General features: G+C 63.7%; 15 protein-coding genes and 1 pseudogene. 11 read left to right on the top strand and 5 right to left on the bottom strand.

Features of this window, described 5'->3' with window-relative positions:
- The 4 genes and pseudogenes from sdhB to FHS02_RS28475 form a co-directional block, all read left to right on the top strand.
- Positions 1 to 142, top strand: a pseudogene (gene sdhB / locus FHS02_RS28490) (succinate dehydrogenase iron-sulfur subunit); the annotation flags it as partial.
- A gap of 12 nt (positions 143 to 154) precedes the next feature.
- Positions 155 to 436 carry an FAD assembly factor SdhE gene (locus tag FHS02_RS28485; protein WP_137314045.1) on the top strand — a complete coding sequence of 94 codons (282 nt, stop codon included), beginning with the start codon at positions 155 to 157 and terminating at the stop codon, positions 434 to 436.
- Between the two features lie 40 nt (positions 437 to 476).
- On the top strand, positions 477 to 1781 hold the full coding sequence (gene gltA, locus FHS02_RS28480; RefSeq protein ID WP_137314044.1) for a citrate synthase: 1305 nt from the start codon (positions 477 to 479) through the stop codon (positions 1779 to 1781).
- A gap of 127 nt (positions 1782 to 1908) precedes the next feature.
- Positions 1909 to 2409: an NMCC_0638 family (lipo)protein gene (locus FHS02_RS28475; RefSeq protein WP_137314043.1), complete on the top strand. Its 501-nt coding sequence runs from the start codon at positions 1909 to 1911 to the stop codon at positions 2407 to 2409.
- 114 nt (positions 2410 to 2523) lie between these two features.
- Here FHS02_RS28475 and FHS02_RS28470 read toward each other — a convergent pair whose 3' ends face one another.
- Positions 2524 to 2907 (bottom strand): Dabb family protein, encoded by a 384-nt coding sequence (locus tag FHS02_RS28470; protein ID WP_137314042.1) that lies wholly within the window; start codon positions 2905 to 2907, stop codon positions 2524 to 2526.
- Positions 2908 to 3127: 220 nt separating this feature from the next.
- Between FHS02_RS28470 and FHS02_RS28465 the strand changes: the two genes are divergently transcribed.
- Positions 3128 to 4333 (top strand): cation:proton antiporter, encoded by a 1206-nt coding sequence (locus tag FHS02_RS28465; protein WP_137314041.1) that lies wholly within the window; start codon positions 3128 to 3130, stop codon positions 4331 to 4333.
- 127 nt (positions 4334 to 4460) lie between these two features.
- Here FHS02_RS28465 and FHS02_RS28460 read toward each other — a convergent pair whose 3' ends face one another.
- Positions 4461 to 6521 carry a putative bifunctional diguanylate cyclase/phosphodiesterase gene (locus tag FHS02_RS28460; protein WP_137314040.1) on the bottom strand — a complete coding sequence of 687 codons (2061 nt, stop codon included), beginning with the start codon at positions 6519 to 6521 and terminating at the stop codon, positions 4461 to 4463.
- 210 nt (positions 6522 to 6731) lie between these two features.
- The gene (locus tag FHS02_RS28455) at positions 6732 to 7115 is read right to left on the bottom strand and encodes a BlaI/MecI/CopY family transcriptional regulator (RefSeq protein ID WP_137314039.1); all 384 of its coding nucleotides are present in this window, start codon (positions 7113 to 7115) and stop codon (positions 6732 to 6734) included.
- Between the two features lie 486 nt (positions 7116 to 7601).
- On the opposite strand from FHS02_RS28455, the gene FHS02_RS28450 reads away from it, so the two are divergent.
- From FHS02_RS28450 to FHS02_RS28425, 6 genes are all read left to right on the top strand, one after another.
- Positions 7602 to 10457 carry a 2-oxoglutarate dehydrogenase E1 component gene (locus FHS02_RS28450; protein WP_137314038.1) on the top strand — a complete coding sequence of 952 codons (2856 nt, stop codon included), beginning with the start codon at positions 7602 to 7604 and terminating at the stop codon, positions 10455 to 10457.
- A 76-nt stretch (positions 10458 to 10533) separates the two neighbouring features.
- Positions 10534 to 11790, top strand: a complete 1257-nt coding sequence (gene odhB / locus FHS02_RS28445; protein WP_137314037.1) for a 2-oxoglutarate dehydrogenase complex dihydrolipoyllysine-residue succinyltransferase — start codon at positions 10534 to 10536, stop codon at positions 11788 to 11790.
- A 145-nt stretch (positions 11791 to 11935) separates the two neighbouring features.
- A complete protein-coding gene (locus FHS02_RS28440; protein WP_137314036.1) occupies positions 11936 to 12298 on the top strand; it encodes a PspC domain-containing protein in 363 nt (120 codons plus the stop codon).
- A 3-nt stretch (positions 12299 to 12301) separates the two neighbouring features.
- Positions 12302 to 13735: a dihydrolipoyl dehydrogenase gene (gene lpdA, locus FHS02_RS28435; protein ID WP_137314035.1), complete on the top strand. Its 1434-nt coding sequence runs from the start codon at positions 12302 to 12304 to the stop codon at positions 13733 to 13735.
- Positions 13736 to 13819: 84 nt separating this feature from the next.
- Positions 13820 to 14917, top strand: a complete 1098-nt coding sequence (gene zapE / locus FHS02_RS28430; RefSeq protein WP_137314034.1) for a cell division protein ZapE — start codon at positions 13820 to 13822, stop codon at positions 14915 to 14917.
- Between the two features lie 95 nt (positions 14918 to 15012).
- Entirely contained in the window at positions 15013 to 15687 is a 675-nt protein-coding gene (locus FHS02_RS28425; RefSeq protein ID WP_137314033.1) for a hypothetical protein, read from the top strand.
- 286 nt (positions 15688 to 15973) lie between these two features.
- Here the strand turns inward: FHS02_RS28425 and FHS02_RS28420 are convergent, their stop codons facing one another.
- Both FHS02_RS28420 and FHS02_RS28415 read right to left on the bottom strand, forming a co-directional pair.
- Entirely contained in the window at positions 15974 to 16522 is a 549-nt protein-coding gene (locus FHS02_RS28420) for a thioredoxin family protein (RefSeq protein ID WP_137314032.1), read from the bottom strand.
- A gap of 17 nt (positions 16523 to 16539) precedes the next feature.
- On the bottom strand, positions 16540 to 17208 hold the full coding sequence (locus FHS02_RS28415; protein ID WP_137314031.1) for a cytochrome c biogenesis CcdA family protein: 669 nt from the start codon (positions 17206 to 17208) through the stop codon (positions 16540 to 16542).
- Between the last annotated feature and the right edge of the window lie 34 nt (positions 17209 to 17242).

The raw sequence follows: 17242 nt of genomic DNA, 5'->3' as shown, positions 1-17242 counted from the left end.
GCGCCTGGACAACCTGGAAGACCCGTACCGCCTGTTCCGCTGCCACTCGATCATGAACTGCGTGGACGTCTGTCCGAAGGGCCTGAACCCGAACAGGGCGATCGGCAAGATCAAGGAACTGCTGGTGCGCCGCGCCATTTAAAGCACACAGCCAATGAGCACTGACAACAACCGTTCGCATCAGCAAGACCCCGCCAACCGTGCCCGCCTGCGCTGGCGTTCCCGGCGGGGCCTGCTGGAAAACGATCTGATACTGACGCGTTTTCTCGATGCGCACGAAACGGAATTGACCGACGATGAAGTGGACGCGCTGACGCGGCTTCTCGACTTGTCGGACAATGCGCTGATGGATCTGGTATTGGCGCGCAGCGAGCCGGAAGGCGAGCTCGATCTGCCGCACGTGCACGCACTGCTTGGTCGTCTGCGCCGCGCCTGATTTTTTTACAATAGCCGCACCTCATCCAGGAAGGAAGAGCATGAACACTTCTGATAACAAAGCCACCCTGTCGTTCTCGGACGGCAGCGCCCCGGTCGAATTCCCGATCTACAAGGGCACCGTCGGCCCGGACGTCATCGACATCCGCAAGCTGTACGGCGCCACGGGCAAGTTCACCTACGATCCGGGCTTCATGTCCACGGCGTCGTGCAATTCGTCGATCACCTACATCGACGGCGACAAGGGTGAACTGCAATACCGCGGCTACCCGATCGAACAGCTGGCCGTGAACGCCGACTTCATGGAAAGCTGCTACCTGCTGCTGAACGGCGAACTGCCGAACGAACAGCAGAAGGCCGACTTCGTGAAGCTCGTGTCGAAGCACACGATGGTGCACGAGCAGATGCAGTTCTTCTTCCGCGGCTTCCGCCGCGACGCGCACCCGATGTCGGTGCTGGTCGGTACCGTCGGCGCGCTGGCGTCGTTCTACCACGACTCGCTGGACATCAACGATGCCAAGCAGCGCGAAATCTCGGCAATCCGCCTGATCGCGAAGATGCCGACGCTGGTCGCGATGGCGTACAAGTACTCGATCGGCCAGCCGTTCATGTACCCGCGCAACGACCTGTCGTACAGCGCCAACTTCATGCGCATGATGTTCGGTAACCCGTGCGAAGAATACGAAGTGAACGACGTGCTGGTGCGCGCGCTGGACCGCATCCTGATCCTGCACGCCGACCACGAGCAGAACGCTTCCACGTCGACCGTGCGCCTGGCCGGTTCGTCGGGTGCCAACCCGTTCGCCTGTATCGCAGCGGGCATCGCCTGCCTGTGGGGCCCGGCACACGGCGGCGCCAACGAAGCGGCACTGAACATGCTGAAGGAAATCGGTTCGGTCGAGAACATCCCGGCCTTCATCGAGAAGGTCAAGGACAAGAACTCGGGCGTCAAGCTGATGGGCTTTGGTCACCGCGTGTACAAGAACTTCGACCCGCGTGCCAAGCTGATGCGCGAAACCTGCCACGAAGTGCTGGAAGAACTGGGCCTGCAGGACGACCCGCTGTTCAAGCTGGCGATGGAACTGGAAAAGATCGCGCTGGAAGACGAATACTTCGTGTCCCGCAAGCTGTACCCGAACGTCGACTTCTACTCGGGCATCGTGCAATCGGCACTGGGCATCCCGGTCTCGATGTTCACCGGTATCTTCGCGATGGCCCGTACCATCGGCTGGATCGCCCAGTGGAACGAGATGATCGCCGACCCGGAACAGAAGATCGGCCGCCCGCGCCAGCTGTTCGTCGGCTCCGCGCTGCGCGACGTGCCGCCGCTGAAGGAACGCAAGTAATCCATTGACGGAGTAGTGTCATCGAAAGGCGGACCTGCGGGTCCGCATTTTTTTTACCTATAGGATTGTATTTGGCCACGCATAATTGCATGTGAGCATAAAAGTGAGCATAAAAAATGGATGGTCGATGAAATACGCCTGGACAATGGTGGTACCCGCAGTGCTCGCCGTGGTGAACACAGCGGCCGCCGGGGCGCCGGAGGTGCCGGTCGAGGCATTCATCAGTCTCTGTATGAGCGCCAAGGGGAATCCCGACGTCGTTGCGAATGCAGCGCTTCAGCGTGGATTCAAGGTCGCGTCGCCGGAGCAGAAAGCGCGCCTGATGCGTGCCGGCGGACAGGGCGACGCTTATGTCGCGCGCGATATCGCTCTCGTGGTGGAAAAGGGCAGGCGAATGTGCACCGTGTTCGCGAAGAGCGATAACCCCGAGGCGACGGGAAAGCAGCTGAAGGATTGGTTGCCTCCCCCTTCCACCGGGTTCACGGTGCAAACCGAAGCAGTCGGCGACACGACGACGCAGTCCACCGTCATGTACCGGATCGGCCTGGCAGGCAAGCCGTTTGCAGCGTGGGTTTTCAGTATCAACAAGCGTCCGTCACTGTTCAATATCGCCATTACGCTGCAATAACAGACAGGCGGACCGGCCAGTTCGTCTCTTGTGCTGGCCGGCATCCCGGGTACGATGGGGCGGCTGGCATCTCTGGCACGGCGTAGCCAGTGAGCTCTCCATCGCGGGGCAGACTTACGAAACGCTGGCCAGTATCCTTGCCTGTTCCTCTTCCGGCCCCGGCCGCTGCTGCGCCCAGTAATCGATGACGAGCGAGCGCTCCAGGCAACTGGCGAGCGTTTTCACGAAGCGCACGTGGGCCGGGTGGTTCAGGTAGTCGTCCCGCGCTTCGGCGCTGCTGAACGTGAGCATGAAGCAGTGCGTATAGCCGTCGTTCAGGCCTTCCGGGCTGACGTTGGTGCCCGTTTCATAGCCGACGATGCCGGGGATGGCGTCCGGCAGTTTCGCGAAACCGGCCACGACGGCGTCCACGGCGTCCGCAGGGGCATCGTTCTTGAATGCGAACAGCACCACATGGCGCAGGAGCAGGTGTGGGACGGCAGTAGATTCGGCAAGCATGGCGGTCGGCAAGAGTGGATGACGGCCAATCGTACACCCGCCACGGCCGGTGTCGCGCACGTGTCGGCGAACTTGCCGCGCCTGTGGTGCCGGCGATCGGAATTTTTTCCCGGCGGTATCCAACGGCTTGCCATTCTGGTATCGTTTTACCCGCATTTTTTATCGGCCGGCGAAGGACAGCGGCGTGCATCCGTGGCCGACACACAACAAGGAAAACACGATGCACATGGGTACCACCGAACTGTTCCTGATCGCGATGACGGCCATCGTCGGCATCCCCTACCTGGTGTGGCGCCTGGGCGATACCGATTACTGGGCGCCGCTGGTCGTCGTGCAGACCGTTACCGGCATCATCCTCGGCCCAGGCATCCTCGGCAAAGCCTTCCCCGACTATTACAGCTTCGTGTTCACGCCGGCCGTGATCAATTGCCTGAACGGCCTGGCCTGGTGGGCCGTGATGCTGTTCGTGATGCTGGCCGGGATCGAGCTGGACCTGAAGAAGGCGTGGGCGCACCGCCGCGAAAGCTCGATCACGGCCGGCCTGGCACTGGGCACCCCGCTGGCGCTGGGGTGCGTGGCGGCCGCCTGCATGCTGGCGTTCGACGGCTGGACGGGCGCGCGGGCGGCCGGCTGGCAGTTCGTGACCGGTGTCGGCATGGCCTGCGCCGTGACGGCGCTGCCGGTATTGATCATGCTGATGGAAAAACTGGAGATCCTGCGCCAGCCGCTGGGCCAGCGCGTGCTGCGCTACGCCAGCCTGGACGACCTGCTGATCTGGGGCGTACTGGCACTGATCCTGCTCGAGTGGGAGAGGGTGGGGCGGCAGGTCGGCTTCATCGTGCTGTTCGTGCCGGTCACGATGCTGTTGCGCCGGCTGATGGCGCGGCTGGCCGAGCGGGACCGCTGGTTCGTGGCGCTGATCTGGCTTTGCATCTGCTCGTTCGCCGCGGATTGGGCGGGCCTGCATTTCATGGTCGGCGCGTACCTGGCCGGCGCGGTGATGGATGCCGAATGGTTTGGCGAAGAGAAGCTGGACAAGATGCGGCAGGTGCTGCTGCTGACGCTGATGCCCGTGTACTTCCTCAGTACCGGCCTGCGCACCAACTGGGCGGTGGGCGGCTACGCGGTGTTCGTTGCCGCCGCCGTGCTGTTGCTGGCGTCGACGGCCGGCAAGCTGGCCGGTGCCCACGCGGCCGGGAAGATGCTGGGATGGAGCCGCACCGAGTCCTCGTTGATCGGCTGGCTGCTGCAGACCAAGGGGCTGGTAATGATCATCTTCGCCAACATCCTGCTCGACAAGGGAATCATTTCCAGCGAGACGTTTACGGCGCTGCTGCTGATGGCCGTGGGCAGCACGATGCTGACGGTGCCAGCGGTATATCCGAAGCTGAAAGCGGCGGTGCAGCTGATTTTCAAGCCGGCTTGACACCGGTTTATTTATACATGGCCACGGGTTTGGTAAGCACCGGTGTCTGACACCATTTCCTGGAAGATCGCCCAGGAAATAGTGTCAGCCACCAACGCTGGATATTGCGCCGGCCCTTCGGATGCCGTCAGTGCGCCGCCAGCCACTCCTCCAGCGCGGGCCGCGTCATCGGCTGGCTGATGTAGTTGCCCTGCACGCTGGTGCAGCCGTTGGCGGCGAGGAAGTCGTGCTGGTCGCGGGTTTCGACGCCGGTCGCCACCACGCGGATGTTCAGGTTGTTGCCGATGTCGAGCATCGTCTTGACCAGCGCGCCGCTGCCGGGCATGGCGTCGATTTCCTGCACGCGCTGGCGCGTCATCTTCAGCTGGCTGACCTGGAGCTGGCGCAGGCAGGAGAGGTTGTTCATGCCGGCGCCGAACTCGTCCACCGAGAGGCTGATGCCGAGTTCCTGCAGGCCGTTGGCCAGCCGCGTGGCCTGTTCCGGATTGTGCATCAACTGTTCCTCGCGCATTTCCAGCGTGAGGCTGGCGGGATTCACGCCATGGTGGGCGATGCGTTTGGCGATATGGGGCAGGTAGTCGCGCTGCGAAAATTCGCGCGATGACGCGTTGACGGAGATCGGCAGGTCCGGAAAGCCCAGTTCGGCGAGCCGGCGCAGCATCGAGCAGACTTCTTCCAGCACGCGCCGGCCGAGCGGCACGATCAGGCCGCTTTCTTCCGCGTCGGGCAGGAAATCGGCCGGCAGCAGCTCGCCCCGCTCGGGATGGCGCCAGCGCAGCAAGGCTTCGACACCGAGGATCTTGCCGGTATCGACGGCCACGTGCGGCTGGAACAGCAGGTATAGATCGTCCCGTTCGAGTGCGTCGCGCAATGCCGCTTCCATGCGCTGCCGGGCGGCCGAGTTATCCGCCATGCCGGGCGAGTAGAAGTGCACGGCATCCGGCCCGCCATTCTTGCCTTCATACATCGCCGTGTCGGCAGCGTGCAGCAGGTCGCCCGGCGTGCGGCCATCGTCCGGCCACACCGCCACGCCCATGCTGGCGCCCACCGACAGCCACCGGCCATCGATCTCCATTTCAGGCGCCATCGCACGCCGGATGCGTTCGATCATCTTCAGTGTGTAGCGCAGGCTCGGCTGCGCCGCCAGCACCATGACGAACTCGTCGCCGCCGAGGCGGGCCACCGTGTCCGATTCGCGCAGCGCCGATTGCAGGCGCTGCGCGACGTGCTTCAGTACCGTGTCGCCCGCCGAGTGGCCCATGGTGTCGTTGATTTCCTTGAACTTGTTCAAGTCCATCAGGATGACGGCCACCTTATCGTTGTCGCGCTGGGCTGCCTGCACCGCGTGTTCGAGCCGGTCGCGCAGCAGCAGTCGGTTCGCCAGGCCCGTCAGCGGATCGTGCGTGACCAGGTGTTCGAGCTGCGCCGTGCGCTGCTTCAGCGCCGTGATGTCCTCGATGATGCCGATGAAGTGCGTCACGTGCCCGGCCTGGTCGCGCACCGGTGTGACCGTCAGGTGATTCCAGAACAGCTCGCCGTTCTTGCGCTGGTTGCGGAAGACCACGGTGGCGGCACGGTGCTCCGCGATCGCATTGGCGAGATAGGTGCGCTGGTCGTCGTCCATGCCGCGGGCCGCCATGAAGCGGGAATCGTGATTGATCGATTCCACGGCCGCATAGCCGCTGATGCGTTCGAACGCCGGGTTGACGTATTCGATCGGGTTGTCGCGGCCTTCATGGCGCGTAATGACGATGCCGTTGCTGGCTGCCATCAGCGCACGTTCGAACAGCTCGAGCTTGTCGCGCTGGCGATAATGCCGCGTCAGGTCGACGCCCATGCCGCACATGTAGCTGCCATCGCCGACGATCGACAGCCGGGAACCGACGAACAGGAAGGGCGTGGTACCGCCCGTGGCGTTGCGCACGCGTGCTTCGATCTGCACCCGCTCGTTGCTCTGGAATACGGTGCAGAATGCCTTGGCGACACGCGCGCGCATGTCGGGATCGAACAGTTCCAGCATGTGGACCGTACGCAGGCGCTCCGGCGACAGGCCGGTGACCTGCTCCAGCTGCCGGTTCCACAAGACGAAGTGGCCGGACTCGTCCAGGACATAAAAGGTTCCGGCGAGCAAGTCCATCACATCGCGCAGCGGCAAATTGCCGACCAGCGCTGCCGCGCTCTCCATCATGTCTGCTCCCCAAATCCTGTTGTTATGTTCGCTGTAATGCCGCCGTCAGGCTGGCTGCCAGGGTCTCTTGCAGGGTTGCGGCCACCATCCTTGGTACGTGCGAATAGATAACGGGGCGCAAGCGCCCCGCCATCTATGCACTACGGCTAAAGTGTGGATGAAATCACAAATATGTGACGCGCGGTTGCCCGCAATGGATGAGTGACAGTTTCAATCCTGCAGCCGCTCTTCGTCGAGCAGTGCGGAGATTTCAGCGCGTTCGCGGGCCGAGACGTGACCACCGCGAAGCGCCGCCAGCACCAGGGCCTTGCCGGAGCCGGCGAACGCTTTCTGGATCAGGTCCTTCAGCAGGCGGGTCTGCATGTGATCCTGCTCCTGGGCCGGTGCATAGACGTGCGCACGGGCGCTTTCGTCGCGCGTGACGAGGCCCTTGCCGTGCATGACCTGGAGCAGCCGCAGCACGTTTGCATAGGTCAGGTCGGGCCGACCGTCGAGAGCGGCCGCATGCACGTGCTTTGCCGTGGCCGGGCCCAGCGCGTATAGCAGCCGCAGCATTTCCAGTTCGGCAGGGGTCGGTTTCGGTGGCGTGCTCATGGCGGATGTCCTGGGAAGTCGAAAGTAGAATAAATGATCTAGAAAGGGATGTCCAGCAGGGTCGCTGTAGCGCTGTCCAGCGCTTTGCCAATGGATTGCCGCTGGATTGCCGCCAGGTCGATCCCGGGTTGCTGCCGGGTTGCTGTCGGGTTAATGCAGGGTTACTGCAGGGTTACTGCAGGGTTACTGCCGGGTTACCACTGGGTTACTACTGGGTTACTACTTATTTATATCTGCCATGCCATCGCCGAATGACCGATGAGGAAAGAAGTGTCCAATTAACTCATTGGTGGTTGTTGCATCTCAATGCAGCGTGCTATCCTAAGTGGCTATTTCTGGAAGCTCGGAATTAAATTGTCTTACGGGCAACCAAAGAGGTCCTTCCCCCACAACTTGATGTGCGATCCGCTAACCGGTCAGGCCGTGTCGCGGAAGGTTTGTATAACCCGCCCCATACTCGCGAAGCGCGAAGAAAGGTGAGCAAGAATGATGCAGCAACAGACGTCCAACTCCTACCTGTTCGGTGGGAATGCGCCGTACGTAGAGGAACTCTACGAAGCGTACCTGGAAAACCCAGGTTCCGTGCCCGATAACTGGCGCGCTTATTTCGACTCGATGCAGCACGTGCCTGCCGTCGATGGATCGAACAAGCCCGACGTCAACCACTCCTCCGTCATCGCCTCGTTTGCCGAGCGTGCCAAGGCTGGCCCGATCCGCACAGTGACCGCGACGGCCGACGCCGAGATGGGCCGCAAGCGCGTGGCCGCCACCCAGCTGATCGCAGCCTACCGTTACCTGGGCTCTCGCTGGGCCAACCTGGACCCGCTGCAGCGCCAGGAGCGCCCGGCGATCCCGGAACTGGATCCGACGTCCTATGGCTTCACCGATGCGGACATGGACACCGTGTTCAACATCAGCAACACCTACTTTGGCCCGGAAACCGCATCGCTGCGCGACCTGCTGAACTACCTGCGCGAAACGTACACCCGTTCGATCGGCGCGGAGTTCATGTACATTTCCGACCCCGCCGAAAAGCGCTGGCTGCAGGAACGCCTGGAATCGATCCGCTCCACGCCGAACTTCACGGCCGAAAAGAAAAAGCACATCCTGGAACGCCTGACGGCCGCCGAAGGCCTCGAGCGCTACCTGCACACCAAATACGTGGGCCAGAAGCGCTTCTCGCTGGAAGGCGGCGAAACGTTCATCGCCTCGATGGATGAAATCATCCAGCGCGCCGGCGAAAAGGGCGTGCAGGAAATCGTCATCGGCATGGCCCACCGCGGCCGCCTGAACGTGCTGGTCAACACCCTGGGCAAGGCACCGAAGGACCTGTTCGAAGAATTCGAAGGCAAGCATGGCGACGACCTGCCGGCCGGCGACGTGAAATACCACCAGGGCTTCTCGTCCGACATCTCCACCGCCGGTGGCCCGGTCCACCTGTCGCTGGCGTTCAACCCGTCGCACCTGGAAATCGTCAACCCGGTCGTCGAAGGTTCCGTCAAGGCGCGCATGGACCGCCGCGGCGATACGCAGGGCGCGCAAGTGCTGCCGATCCTGGTGCACGGCGATGCCGCATTCGCCGGCCAGGGCGTGGTGATGGAAACGCTGAACCTGGCGCAGACCCGCGGCTACGGCACGGGCGGCACGGTGCACATCGTGATCAACAACCAGATCGGCTTCACCACCTCGGACCCGCGCGATGCGCGTTCGACGATCTACTGCTCCGACGTCGTGAAGATGATCGAAGCACCGGTGCTGCACGTGAATGCCGACGATCCCGAAGCGGTGGTGCTGGCTTCGCAGATCGCACTGGACTACCGCGCGCAGTTCCAGAAGGACATCGTGGTCGACATCATCTGCTTCCGCAAGCTGGGTCACAACGAGCAGGACACCCCGGCGCTGACGCAGCCGCTGATGTACAAGAAGATCGCGCAACACCCGGGCACCCGCCGCCTGTACGCCGACAAGCTGTCGGCCCAGGGCGTGATCCCGGCCGACGGCGGCGACCAGATGGTGGCTGCTTACCGCGCCGCGATGGACGCCGGCAAGCACACCGTCGACCCGGTCATCTCGAACTTCAAGAACAAGTTCGCCGTCGACTGGCTGCCGTTCCTGAACCGCAAGTGGACCGATGCGGCCGACACCGCCGTGCCGCTGACGGAACTGAAGCGCCTGGCCGGCCGCATCACCACCGTGCCGGAAGGCTTCAAGGTGCACTCGCTGGTTGAAAAAGTGCTGGCCGACCGCGCCAACATGGGCAAGGGCGAGCAGAACCTGGACTGGGGCATGGGCGAACACCTGGCCTACGCTTCGCTGGTCTCGTCCGGCTACGCCGTGCGCCTGACCGGCCAGGATGCCGGCCGTGGCACGTTCACGCACCGCCACGCCGTGCTGCACGACCAGAACCGCGAACGCTGGGATGCCGGCACCTACGTGCCGCTGCAGAACATCTCCGAGAACCAGGCACCGTTCACCGTGATCGACTCCGTGCTGTCGGAAGAAGCGGTACTGGGCTTCGAATACGGCTACTCGACCGCCGAGCCGAACACGCTGACGATCTGGGAAGCCCAGTTCGGCGACTTCGTCAACGGTGCCCAGGTCGTGATCGACCAGTTCATCAGCTCCGGCGAAGTGAAGTGGGGCCGCGCTTCCGGCCTGGTGATGCTGCTGCCGCACGGCTACGAAGGCCAGGGTCCGGAGCACTCCTCCGCCCGCCCGGAACGTTTCCTGCAGCTGTGCGCGGAGAACAACATGCAGGTGGTGCAGCCGACCACCGCAGCGCAGATCTTCCACCTGCTGCGCCGCCAGATGGTGCGCCAGTTCCGCAAGCCGCTGGTCGTGATGACGCCGAAATCGCTGCTGCGCAACAAGGATGCCGGTTCGCCGCTGTCCGAGCTGGCCAAGGGCGCGTTCCAGACCGTGATCGGCGAGACCGATGACAAGATCGATGCGAAGAAGGTCAAGCGCGTGATCGCCTGCTCCGGCAAGGTGTATTACGACCTGGCCAACGCCCGCAAGACCCGCGGCCAGCTCGACACGGCCATCATCCGTGTCGAACAGCTGTACCCGTTCCCGCACAAGGCGTTCGCCGCCGAACTGAAGAAGTTCCCGGCACTGACCGAAGTGGTGTGGGCGCAGGACGAGCCGCAGAACCAGGGTCCATGGTTCCAGATCCAGCACAACATCTTCGAGTCGATGGATGCGGGCCAGCGCCTGGCGTATGCCGGCCGCCCGGCCTCCGCATCGCCGGCTGTCGGCTACTACGACAAGCACTACGCCCAGCAGAAAGAGCTGCTGGAGACGGCGTTCTCGAAGCTGAAGGGCTTCATCCTGACCAAGTAAGCACAGTACGCCGCGCGGCCCTTCGACGGGCCGCGCGGCAGCAACGCATCTATCGAATTCACGGAGTAACAACAACATGGCACAAATCGAAGTCAAAGTTCCTCAACTGTCGGAATCCGTCGCCGAAGCGACCCTGCTGGCCTGGCACAAGCGGGTTGGCGACACCGTCGCACGCGATGAGAACCTGATCGATATCGAAACCGACAAAGTGGTCCTGGAACTGCCGGCACCCAGCGCCGGCGTGATCGTGCAGATCATTCAGAACGACGGCGCCACCGTGGTTGCCGACCAAGTGATCGCCATCATCGACACCGAAGCCACCGCCAAAGTCTCGCCGATCCCTGTCACCGCCGCACCGGTCGCCGCCGAAGCAGCACCGACGCCGGCACCGGCCGCCGCTGCAGCCACCGGTGGCGCGAAAGGCGACGTGGCCATGCCGGCCGCCGCCAAGATCCTGTCCGAAAAAGGCCTGTCCGCGACCGACGTGTCCGGCTCCGGCAAGGATGGCCGCGTGACCAAGGGCGACGCCCTGGCCGCATCGGCCAAGCCGGCCGCTGCACCGGCACCGGCACCTGCCGCCGCCAAGCCGGCCCTGCAGAAGGTTGCCGCCCCGACCTCGCTGAACCTGGGCGACCGTCCGGAAGAGCGCGTGCCGATGAGCCGCCTGCGCGCCCGTATCGCCGAGCGCCTGGTCGAATCGCAATCCACCAACGCCATCCTGACCACCTTCAACGAGGTGAACATGAAGCCGGTGATGGACCTGCGCAACAAGTACAAGGACAAGTTCGAGAAAGAGCACGGCGTGAAGCTGGGCTTCATGTCGTTCTTCGTCAAGGCCGCCGTTGCCGCGCTGAAGAAGTACCCGATCATCAACGCCTCGGTCGACGGTAACGACATCGTCTACCACGGCTACTTCGACATCGGTATCGCCGTCGGTTCGCCGCGCGGCCTGGTGGTGCCGATCCTGCGCAACGCCGACCAGATGACGATCGCCGAGATCGAGAAGAAGATCGGCGAATTCGGCGCCAAGGCCAAGGAAGGCAAGCTGACGCTGGACGACCTGACCGGCGGCACGTTCTCGATCTCGAACGGCGGCACCTTCGGCTCCATGCTGTCGACCCCGATCATCAACCCGCCGCAGTCGGCGATCCTGGGCGTGCACGCGACCAAGGACCGTGCCGTGGTCGAAGACGGCCAGATCGTCATCCGCCCGATGAACTACCTGGCGATGTCGTACGACCACCGCATCATCGACGGCCGCGAAGCCGTGCTGGGCCTGGTGGCGATGAAGGAAGCGCTGGAAGATCCGGCGCGCCTGCTGCTGGACCTGTAATCGAAGCGTAGGTAAATCACCGCGTGCCGGTACACCACCGGCGTGTGAAGACGTGGTGTCGGACACCCTTGGGTGTCGGACACTGGTTTTTCCCGCCGGCGCAAGTGCTCTCAAAGCACTCCGGCACTTGAGCGAGAGGCATCCAATGACCATCTCCGACGAAATCCGCCGCCTGCACGAACTCCACCAGGCCGGCGCATTGACCGACGCGGAATTCGCCCGCGCCAAGGAGCGCCTGCTGAACGGCGTACCCGGCCAGGCGGCCGGCGCCGGCAACGGCGACCTGGCGAGCGAGTTCTCGCAGCTGCGCCGTTCGCGCGCCGACCGCTGGCTGGGCGGCGTTTGCGGCGGACTGGGGCGCGCTTCCGGTGTCGATGCATGGATCTGGCGCCTCGTCTTCGTGCTGTTTACGATCTCGTTCGGCTTCGGGCTGGTGATTTACATTCTGTTGTGGATATTCGTCCCGGAAGAGGCAGCTCTGCCGGGAGACGACATCATTAGGAAATAACACATGAGCAACAAACAATTCGACGTAGTGGTGATCGGCGCCGGCCCCGGCGGCTATATCGCGGCAATCCGCGCGGCGCAGCTGGGCTTTTCCGTGGTATGTATCGATGAATGGGCCAACGAAAAAGGCGGCCCGGCCCCGGGCGGCACCTGCACCAACGTCGGCTGCATCCCGTCGAAGGCGCTGCTGCAATCGTCCGAGCACTTCGAGCACGCCGGCCACGCCTTCAAGGAACACGGCATCGAAGTGTCCGGCCTGGCGCTGAACCTGGGCCAGATGCTCAAGCGTAAGAACAACGTCGTGAAGCAGAACAACGACGGCATCCTGTACCTGTTCAAGAAAAACAAGGTCACCTTCTTCCACGGCCGCGGCGCATTCGGCGGCGCAGCCGGTGCCGAAGGCTACCCGATCGAGATCTCCGGCCCGACCACCGAAACGATCAATGCCAAGCAGGTGATCGTGGCGACCGGTTCCAACGCGCGCGCACTGCCGGGCGCACCGTTCGATGAAAAGCTGATCCTGTCGAACACGGGCGCGCTGGCCATCGAAGGCGTGCCGGCCAAGCTGGGCGTGATCGGCGCCGGCGTGATCGGCCTGGAGATGGGTTCCGTGTGGCGCCGCCTGGGTTCCGACGTGACCGTGCTGGAAGGCCTGCCGACCTTCCTGGGCGCTGTGGATGAGCAGATCGCCAAGGAAGCGCACAAGATGTTCACCAAGCAGGGCCTGAAGATCAGCCTGGGCGTGAAGGTGGAATCCGTGACCGCCGGCGACAACAACGTGACCGTGAAGTATGCGGACGCGTCGGGCGCCGCCCAGGAAACCGTGTTCGACAAGCTGATCGTGTCGATCGGCCGTACGCCGAACACGAACGGCCTGGCTGCCGACAAGGCCGGCCTGGCGCTGGACGAACGGGGCTTCATCGCCGTGGACGACGAGTGCAAGACCAACCTGCCGAACGTATGGGCGATCGGCGACGTGGTGCGCGGCCCGATGCTGGCGCACAAGGCGGAAGAAGAAGGCGTTGCCGTGGCCGAGCGTATCGCCGGCCAGCATGGCCACACCAACTTCGACACGATTCCATGGGTGATCTACACCTCGCCGGAAATCGCCTGGGTCGGCAAGACCGAGCAGCAGCTGAAGGCCGCCGGCACCGCGTACAAGGCTGGTACGTTCCCGTTCCTGGCCAACGGCCGCGCGCGCGCGCTGGGCGATACGTCGGGCATGGTGAAGTTCCTGGCCGATGCCACCACCGACGAGATCCTGGGCGTGCACATCGTGGGCCCGATGGCTTCCGAGCTGATCTCCGAAGCCGTGGTGGCGATGGAGTTCAAGGCTTCGGCCGAGGACATCGCCCGCATCTGCCACGCGCACCCGTCGCTGTCGGAAGCGACCAAGGAAGCGGCACTGGCCGTCGACAAGCGCACGCTGAACTTCTAAGCGTCAACGTATAGCTCAGCTTGAGCTCAACCTGGGCCGGCGCTATTGCGCCGGCCCGGTGTTTTTGTACGAACCGAATCCGTCATGAACGTCCTCGAGTTTTACCAGCATGCGCTGGAACAGCGCAACTTCAAGCCCGACGAGGCCCAGCGCCGCGCCGTGGAACGGCTGCAGCAATGCTACGACGAATGGGTGGACTACAAGGCCCAGCGTTCGAACAGCTTCAAGCGCCTGATCAACCGGCCCGACGTACCGCGCGGCGTGTACATGTGGGGCGGCGTCGGGCGCGGCAAGTCGTTCCTGATGGATTCGTTCTATTCGGTGGTGCCGGTGGTGCGCAAGACGCGCCTGCACTTCCATGAATTCATGCGCGCCGTGCACATCCAGCTCGATGAGCTGATGGGCATCGCCGACCCGCTCGACGAGGTGGCGAAACGGATAGCGAAAAAATACCGGCTGATCTGCTTCGACGAATTCCACGTGTCGGACGTGGCCGATGCGATGATCCTGTACAACCTGATGAAGGCGCTGTACGACAATGGCGTGTCGTTCATCATGACGTCGAACTACGAGCCGTCGACGCTGTATCCCGACGGCCTGCATCGCGACCGCATCCTGCCCACCATCGCGCTCTTGAAGGAAAAGATGGATGTGCTGAACGTGGATGCGGGCGTCGATTACCGGGGCCGCGCGCTCGAGCAGGTCGACGCCTATTACACGCCGCTCAATGCCACGACCGACCACCAGCTGCGCGATGCCTTCGTCAAGCTGGCCGACACGCAGGAAGAGGATCCTCGCGTGACGATCGAAGGCCGCGAGCTGCGCGCGCTGCGCCGCGCCGGTACCGTGATCTGGTTCGATTTCCATACCTTGTGCGGCGGGCCGCGCTCGCAGAACGACTACCTGGAGATCGCCAGCCGGTTCCATACCGTGATATTGTCCGGTGTGCCGATGATGTCGGCCGGCCAGTCGTCCGAGGCGCGCCGCTTCACCTGGCTGATCGACGTGTTCTACGACCAGGGCGTGAAGCTGGTCATGTCCGCCGAAGTGGAACCGGAAGAGCTGTACACGTCGGGCATGCTGGCCAACGAGTTCCACCGTACCGTGTCGCGCATCGTCGAGATGCAGTCGCGCGAGTACATGGAGAAGGCGCAGCGCGGCGGGGCCTCGGCACTGACCTGACCTGCGGCGCCGTCCGCGGTGTGAAACCCGCGGTGCGAAACTTACGTGTGAAGCCGGCGGCGCAAAAACTACGGAATCAAAAGATGGAATTGCACTTGAAAGCTGTGATGTTGATCGGCGGCCTGCTGCTGGCGGGCGGCGCGCTGGCCCAGGCCGATGCGCCTGCGCCGGTACAGTCGGTGGAACAGGCCGACACGATATTGGCGCAGGTGGCGAAGGAGCGCGCCGCGGCGGAAAACGCATACGCCGAGCGCGAGCAGGTCTGCTACTCGAAGTTCTTCGTCAATAACTGCCTGGACGAGGCCAAGGAGGAACGGCGCGCGCGGCTGGCCGAACTGCGCACGCGCGAGATCGACGCGAATTACTTCAAGCGCAAGAATGCCGTCGACCTGCGCGACCGCGAGCTGCAGGACCGCAACCAGCGCGACGCCGCCGAGGAAGTGTCGCGCGCCGCCAATCCACCCGCGCCGACCGTGGATCCCGCCGACAAGCCGCGCCCCCAGCCGACCGGCAAGCTGCCGGCCCAGCGGCAGGCCGAGCACGCCGCCCGCGAGCAGCAGCGCGCCGCGCAGGAAGCGGCCGAAGCAGGCGAACGCGCCCGCAAGGTCGAGGAGTTCCAGCAGAAACAAACCGACGCCGCCGAGCGCCAGAAACGGGTGGCCGAAAAGCAGGCCGAACGCCAGGCCAAGCGCGCCAAGCGCGAAGCCGACGAAGCCGCGAAACAGGCAGCCGAGGCGGAACGGGCCAGGCAGAAGGCGCAGGGCAAGTAAGGTCCCAGTTGCAACACGAAAAAGCCGGCAGGGATGCCGGTTTTTTTTCTGCCTGGTGTTGCGAAAAAACGGGGACAGTCCCCAAGAAATTACAACACTTCCACCACGGTCTTCGTTGCGATCTCGCGTCACGCCGTCGCCATGACCAGCCCGCTTAACTCTGAACGAACGCAGTGTTGTAAAAATTCGGGGACTGTCCCCGAGTTTTTACAACAGTGATTTACAGCAGTGTCAGCGTGACGCCGATGTTGCCGCGCGGCCGCTTTCGCGGCCGCCCTTGCAGCGGTCAGGGCTTCTGGGCCAGCAGGGTGCGGATCGTGGCTTCGGTCTTGTCGTAGGCACCTTCGCCGAAGTGCGTGTAGACCACTTTTCCCTTCTTGTCGATCAGGTACACGGCCGGCCAGTACTGGTTGCTGTAGGCATTCCAGGTGGCGTAGCGGTTGTCCTGCGCGACCGGGTACGCGATGTCGAAGCGGCCGATCGCCTTTTTCACATTGCTGGCGCTGCGTTCGAACGGGAACTCGGGCGTGTGGACGCCGACCACGACCAGCCCCTGGTCCTTGTACTTGCGGTGCCATTCGGTGACGTGCGGCAGCGTGCGGATGCAGTTGATGCAGGTGTAGGTCCAGAAATCGACCAGCACGACCTTGCCGCGCAGCTGCTGCATCGTCAGCGGCGCGCTGTTGTGCCACTGGTCGATGCCGGTGAAGTCGGGCGCCAGGGCGGTTGCGGGAGCGGCAATGGAGGCAGTAGCGGGAGCAGCAGCGGAAGCAGCAGCGGCGCTGGTGCCGGCCAGCGCGGCGGCGAGGGTGACGATGGTGGCGATGGTACGCATATCGGAGTCCTTTCGGCTTAGAAGAGATCAGGGAAGAAGTCGGCGGCCTTTGCATAGATCAGCACGTCGTATTGCAGGTACATCGCCAGCGCGGTAAGCGCGATCAGCACGCCGAACACCTGTTGCAGCCGCGCGCTGTGGCGGGCCAGCATGCGCACCCGTTGCGTGACCGCCTGGCCGCCCAGCAGGATCGCCAGCATCGGCACGGCGGCGCCTACCGCATACAGGAACAGCAGCCAGGCCGAGCGCGCCACATCCTGCGCGCCGGCGACCAGCACCAGGATCGATGCCAGCACGGGGCCGGCGCATGGCGTCCAGACCGCGCCCAGCGAAGCGCCGAGCAGGAAGCCGCCGCCGGCAGGCACGGGGAACGACGGCAGCTTCGCCATCAGCCAGTCGTAGGGCTTGCTCCAGATGCGCAGCAGGCCGAAGGCGCCGAGCAGCAGCAGTGACGCGTTGCGCAGCGTTTCCTGCGCCACGTGCACGGCGCTCGACGCGGCGCCCAGCAGCAGGCCGAAAGCGGTGAAGGTGACGATGAAGCCGGCCATCGTCATGAAGGGGCGGCCGCGCCCCGATGCCCCGGCCGCGCTGCCGAACAGGATCGGCAGCACCGGCAGGATGCAGGGCGAGGCGACGGTGAAGACGCCGGCGGCCAATGCCAGCGGTGCTTCGAGCAGGTGGTTCATGGTGGACTTCCGTGAGTGGCGATATGTCCATTGG

Origin of the sequence: Pseudoduganella umbonata, assembly GCF_014192225.1 — a bacterium.
In the GTDB taxonomy this organism is placed as follows: Bacteria; Pseudomonadota; Gammaproteobacteria; order Burkholderiales; family Burkholderiaceae_D; genus Rugamonas; species Rugamonas umbonata.
The sequence above is the reverse complement of the archived record's forward strand: the minus strand, read 5'-3'. Positions and strand labels throughout refer to the sequence as shown.

Coding starts and splice junctions, on each gene's coding strand:
- FHS02_RS28485 (WP_137314045.1), top strand. CDS start 155: ATGAGCACTGACAACAACCGTTCGCATCAGCAAGACCCCGCCAACCGT.
- gltA (WP_137314044.1), top strand. CDS start 477: ATGAACACTTCTGATAACAAAGCCACCCTGTCGTTCTCGGACGGCAGC.
- FHS02_RS28475 (WP_137314043.1), top strand. CDS start 1,909: ATGAAATACGCCTGGACAATGGTGGTACCCGCAGTGCTCGCCGTGGTG.
- FHS02_RS28470 (WP_137314042.1), bottom strand. CDS start 2,907: ATGCTTGCCGAATCTACTGCCGTCCCACACCTGCTCCTGCGCCATGTG.
- FHS02_RS28465 (WP_137314041.1), top strand. CDS start 3,128: ATGCACATGGGTACCACCGAACTGTTCCTGATCGCGATGACGGCCATC.
- FHS02_RS28460 (WP_137314040.1), bottom strand. CDS start 6,521: ATGATGGAGAGCGCGGCAGCGCTGGTCGGCAATTTGCCGCTGCGCGAT.
- FHS02_RS28455 (WP_137314039.1), bottom strand. CDS start 7,115: ATGAGCACGCCACCGAAACCGACCCCTGCCGAACTGGAAATGCTGCGG.
- FHS02_RS28450 (WP_137314038.1), top strand. CDS start 7,602: ATGATGCAGCAACAGACGTCCAACTCCTACCTGTTCGGTGGGAATGCG.
- odhB (WP_137314037.1), top strand. CDS start 10,534: ATGGCACAAATCGAAGTCAAAGTTCCTCAACTGTCGGAATCCGTCGCC.
- FHS02_RS28440 (WP_137314036.1), top strand. CDS start 11,936: ATGACCATCTCCGACGAAATCCGCCGCCTGCACGAACTCCACCAGGCC.
- lpdA (WP_137314035.1), top strand. CDS start 12,302: ATGAGCAACAAACAATTCGACGTAGTGGTGATCGGCGCCGGCCCCGGC.
- zapE (WP_137314034.1), top strand. CDS start 13,820: ATGAACGTCCTCGAGTTTTACCAGCATGCGCTGGAACAGCGCAACTTC.
- FHS02_RS28420 (WP_137314032.1), bottom strand. CDS start 16,522: ATGCGTACCATCGCCACCATCGTCACCCTCGCCGCCGCGCTGGCCGGC.
- FHS02_RS28415 (WP_137314031.1), bottom strand. CDS start 17,208: ATGAACCACCTGCTCGAAGCACCGCTGGCATTGGCCGCCGGCGTCTTC.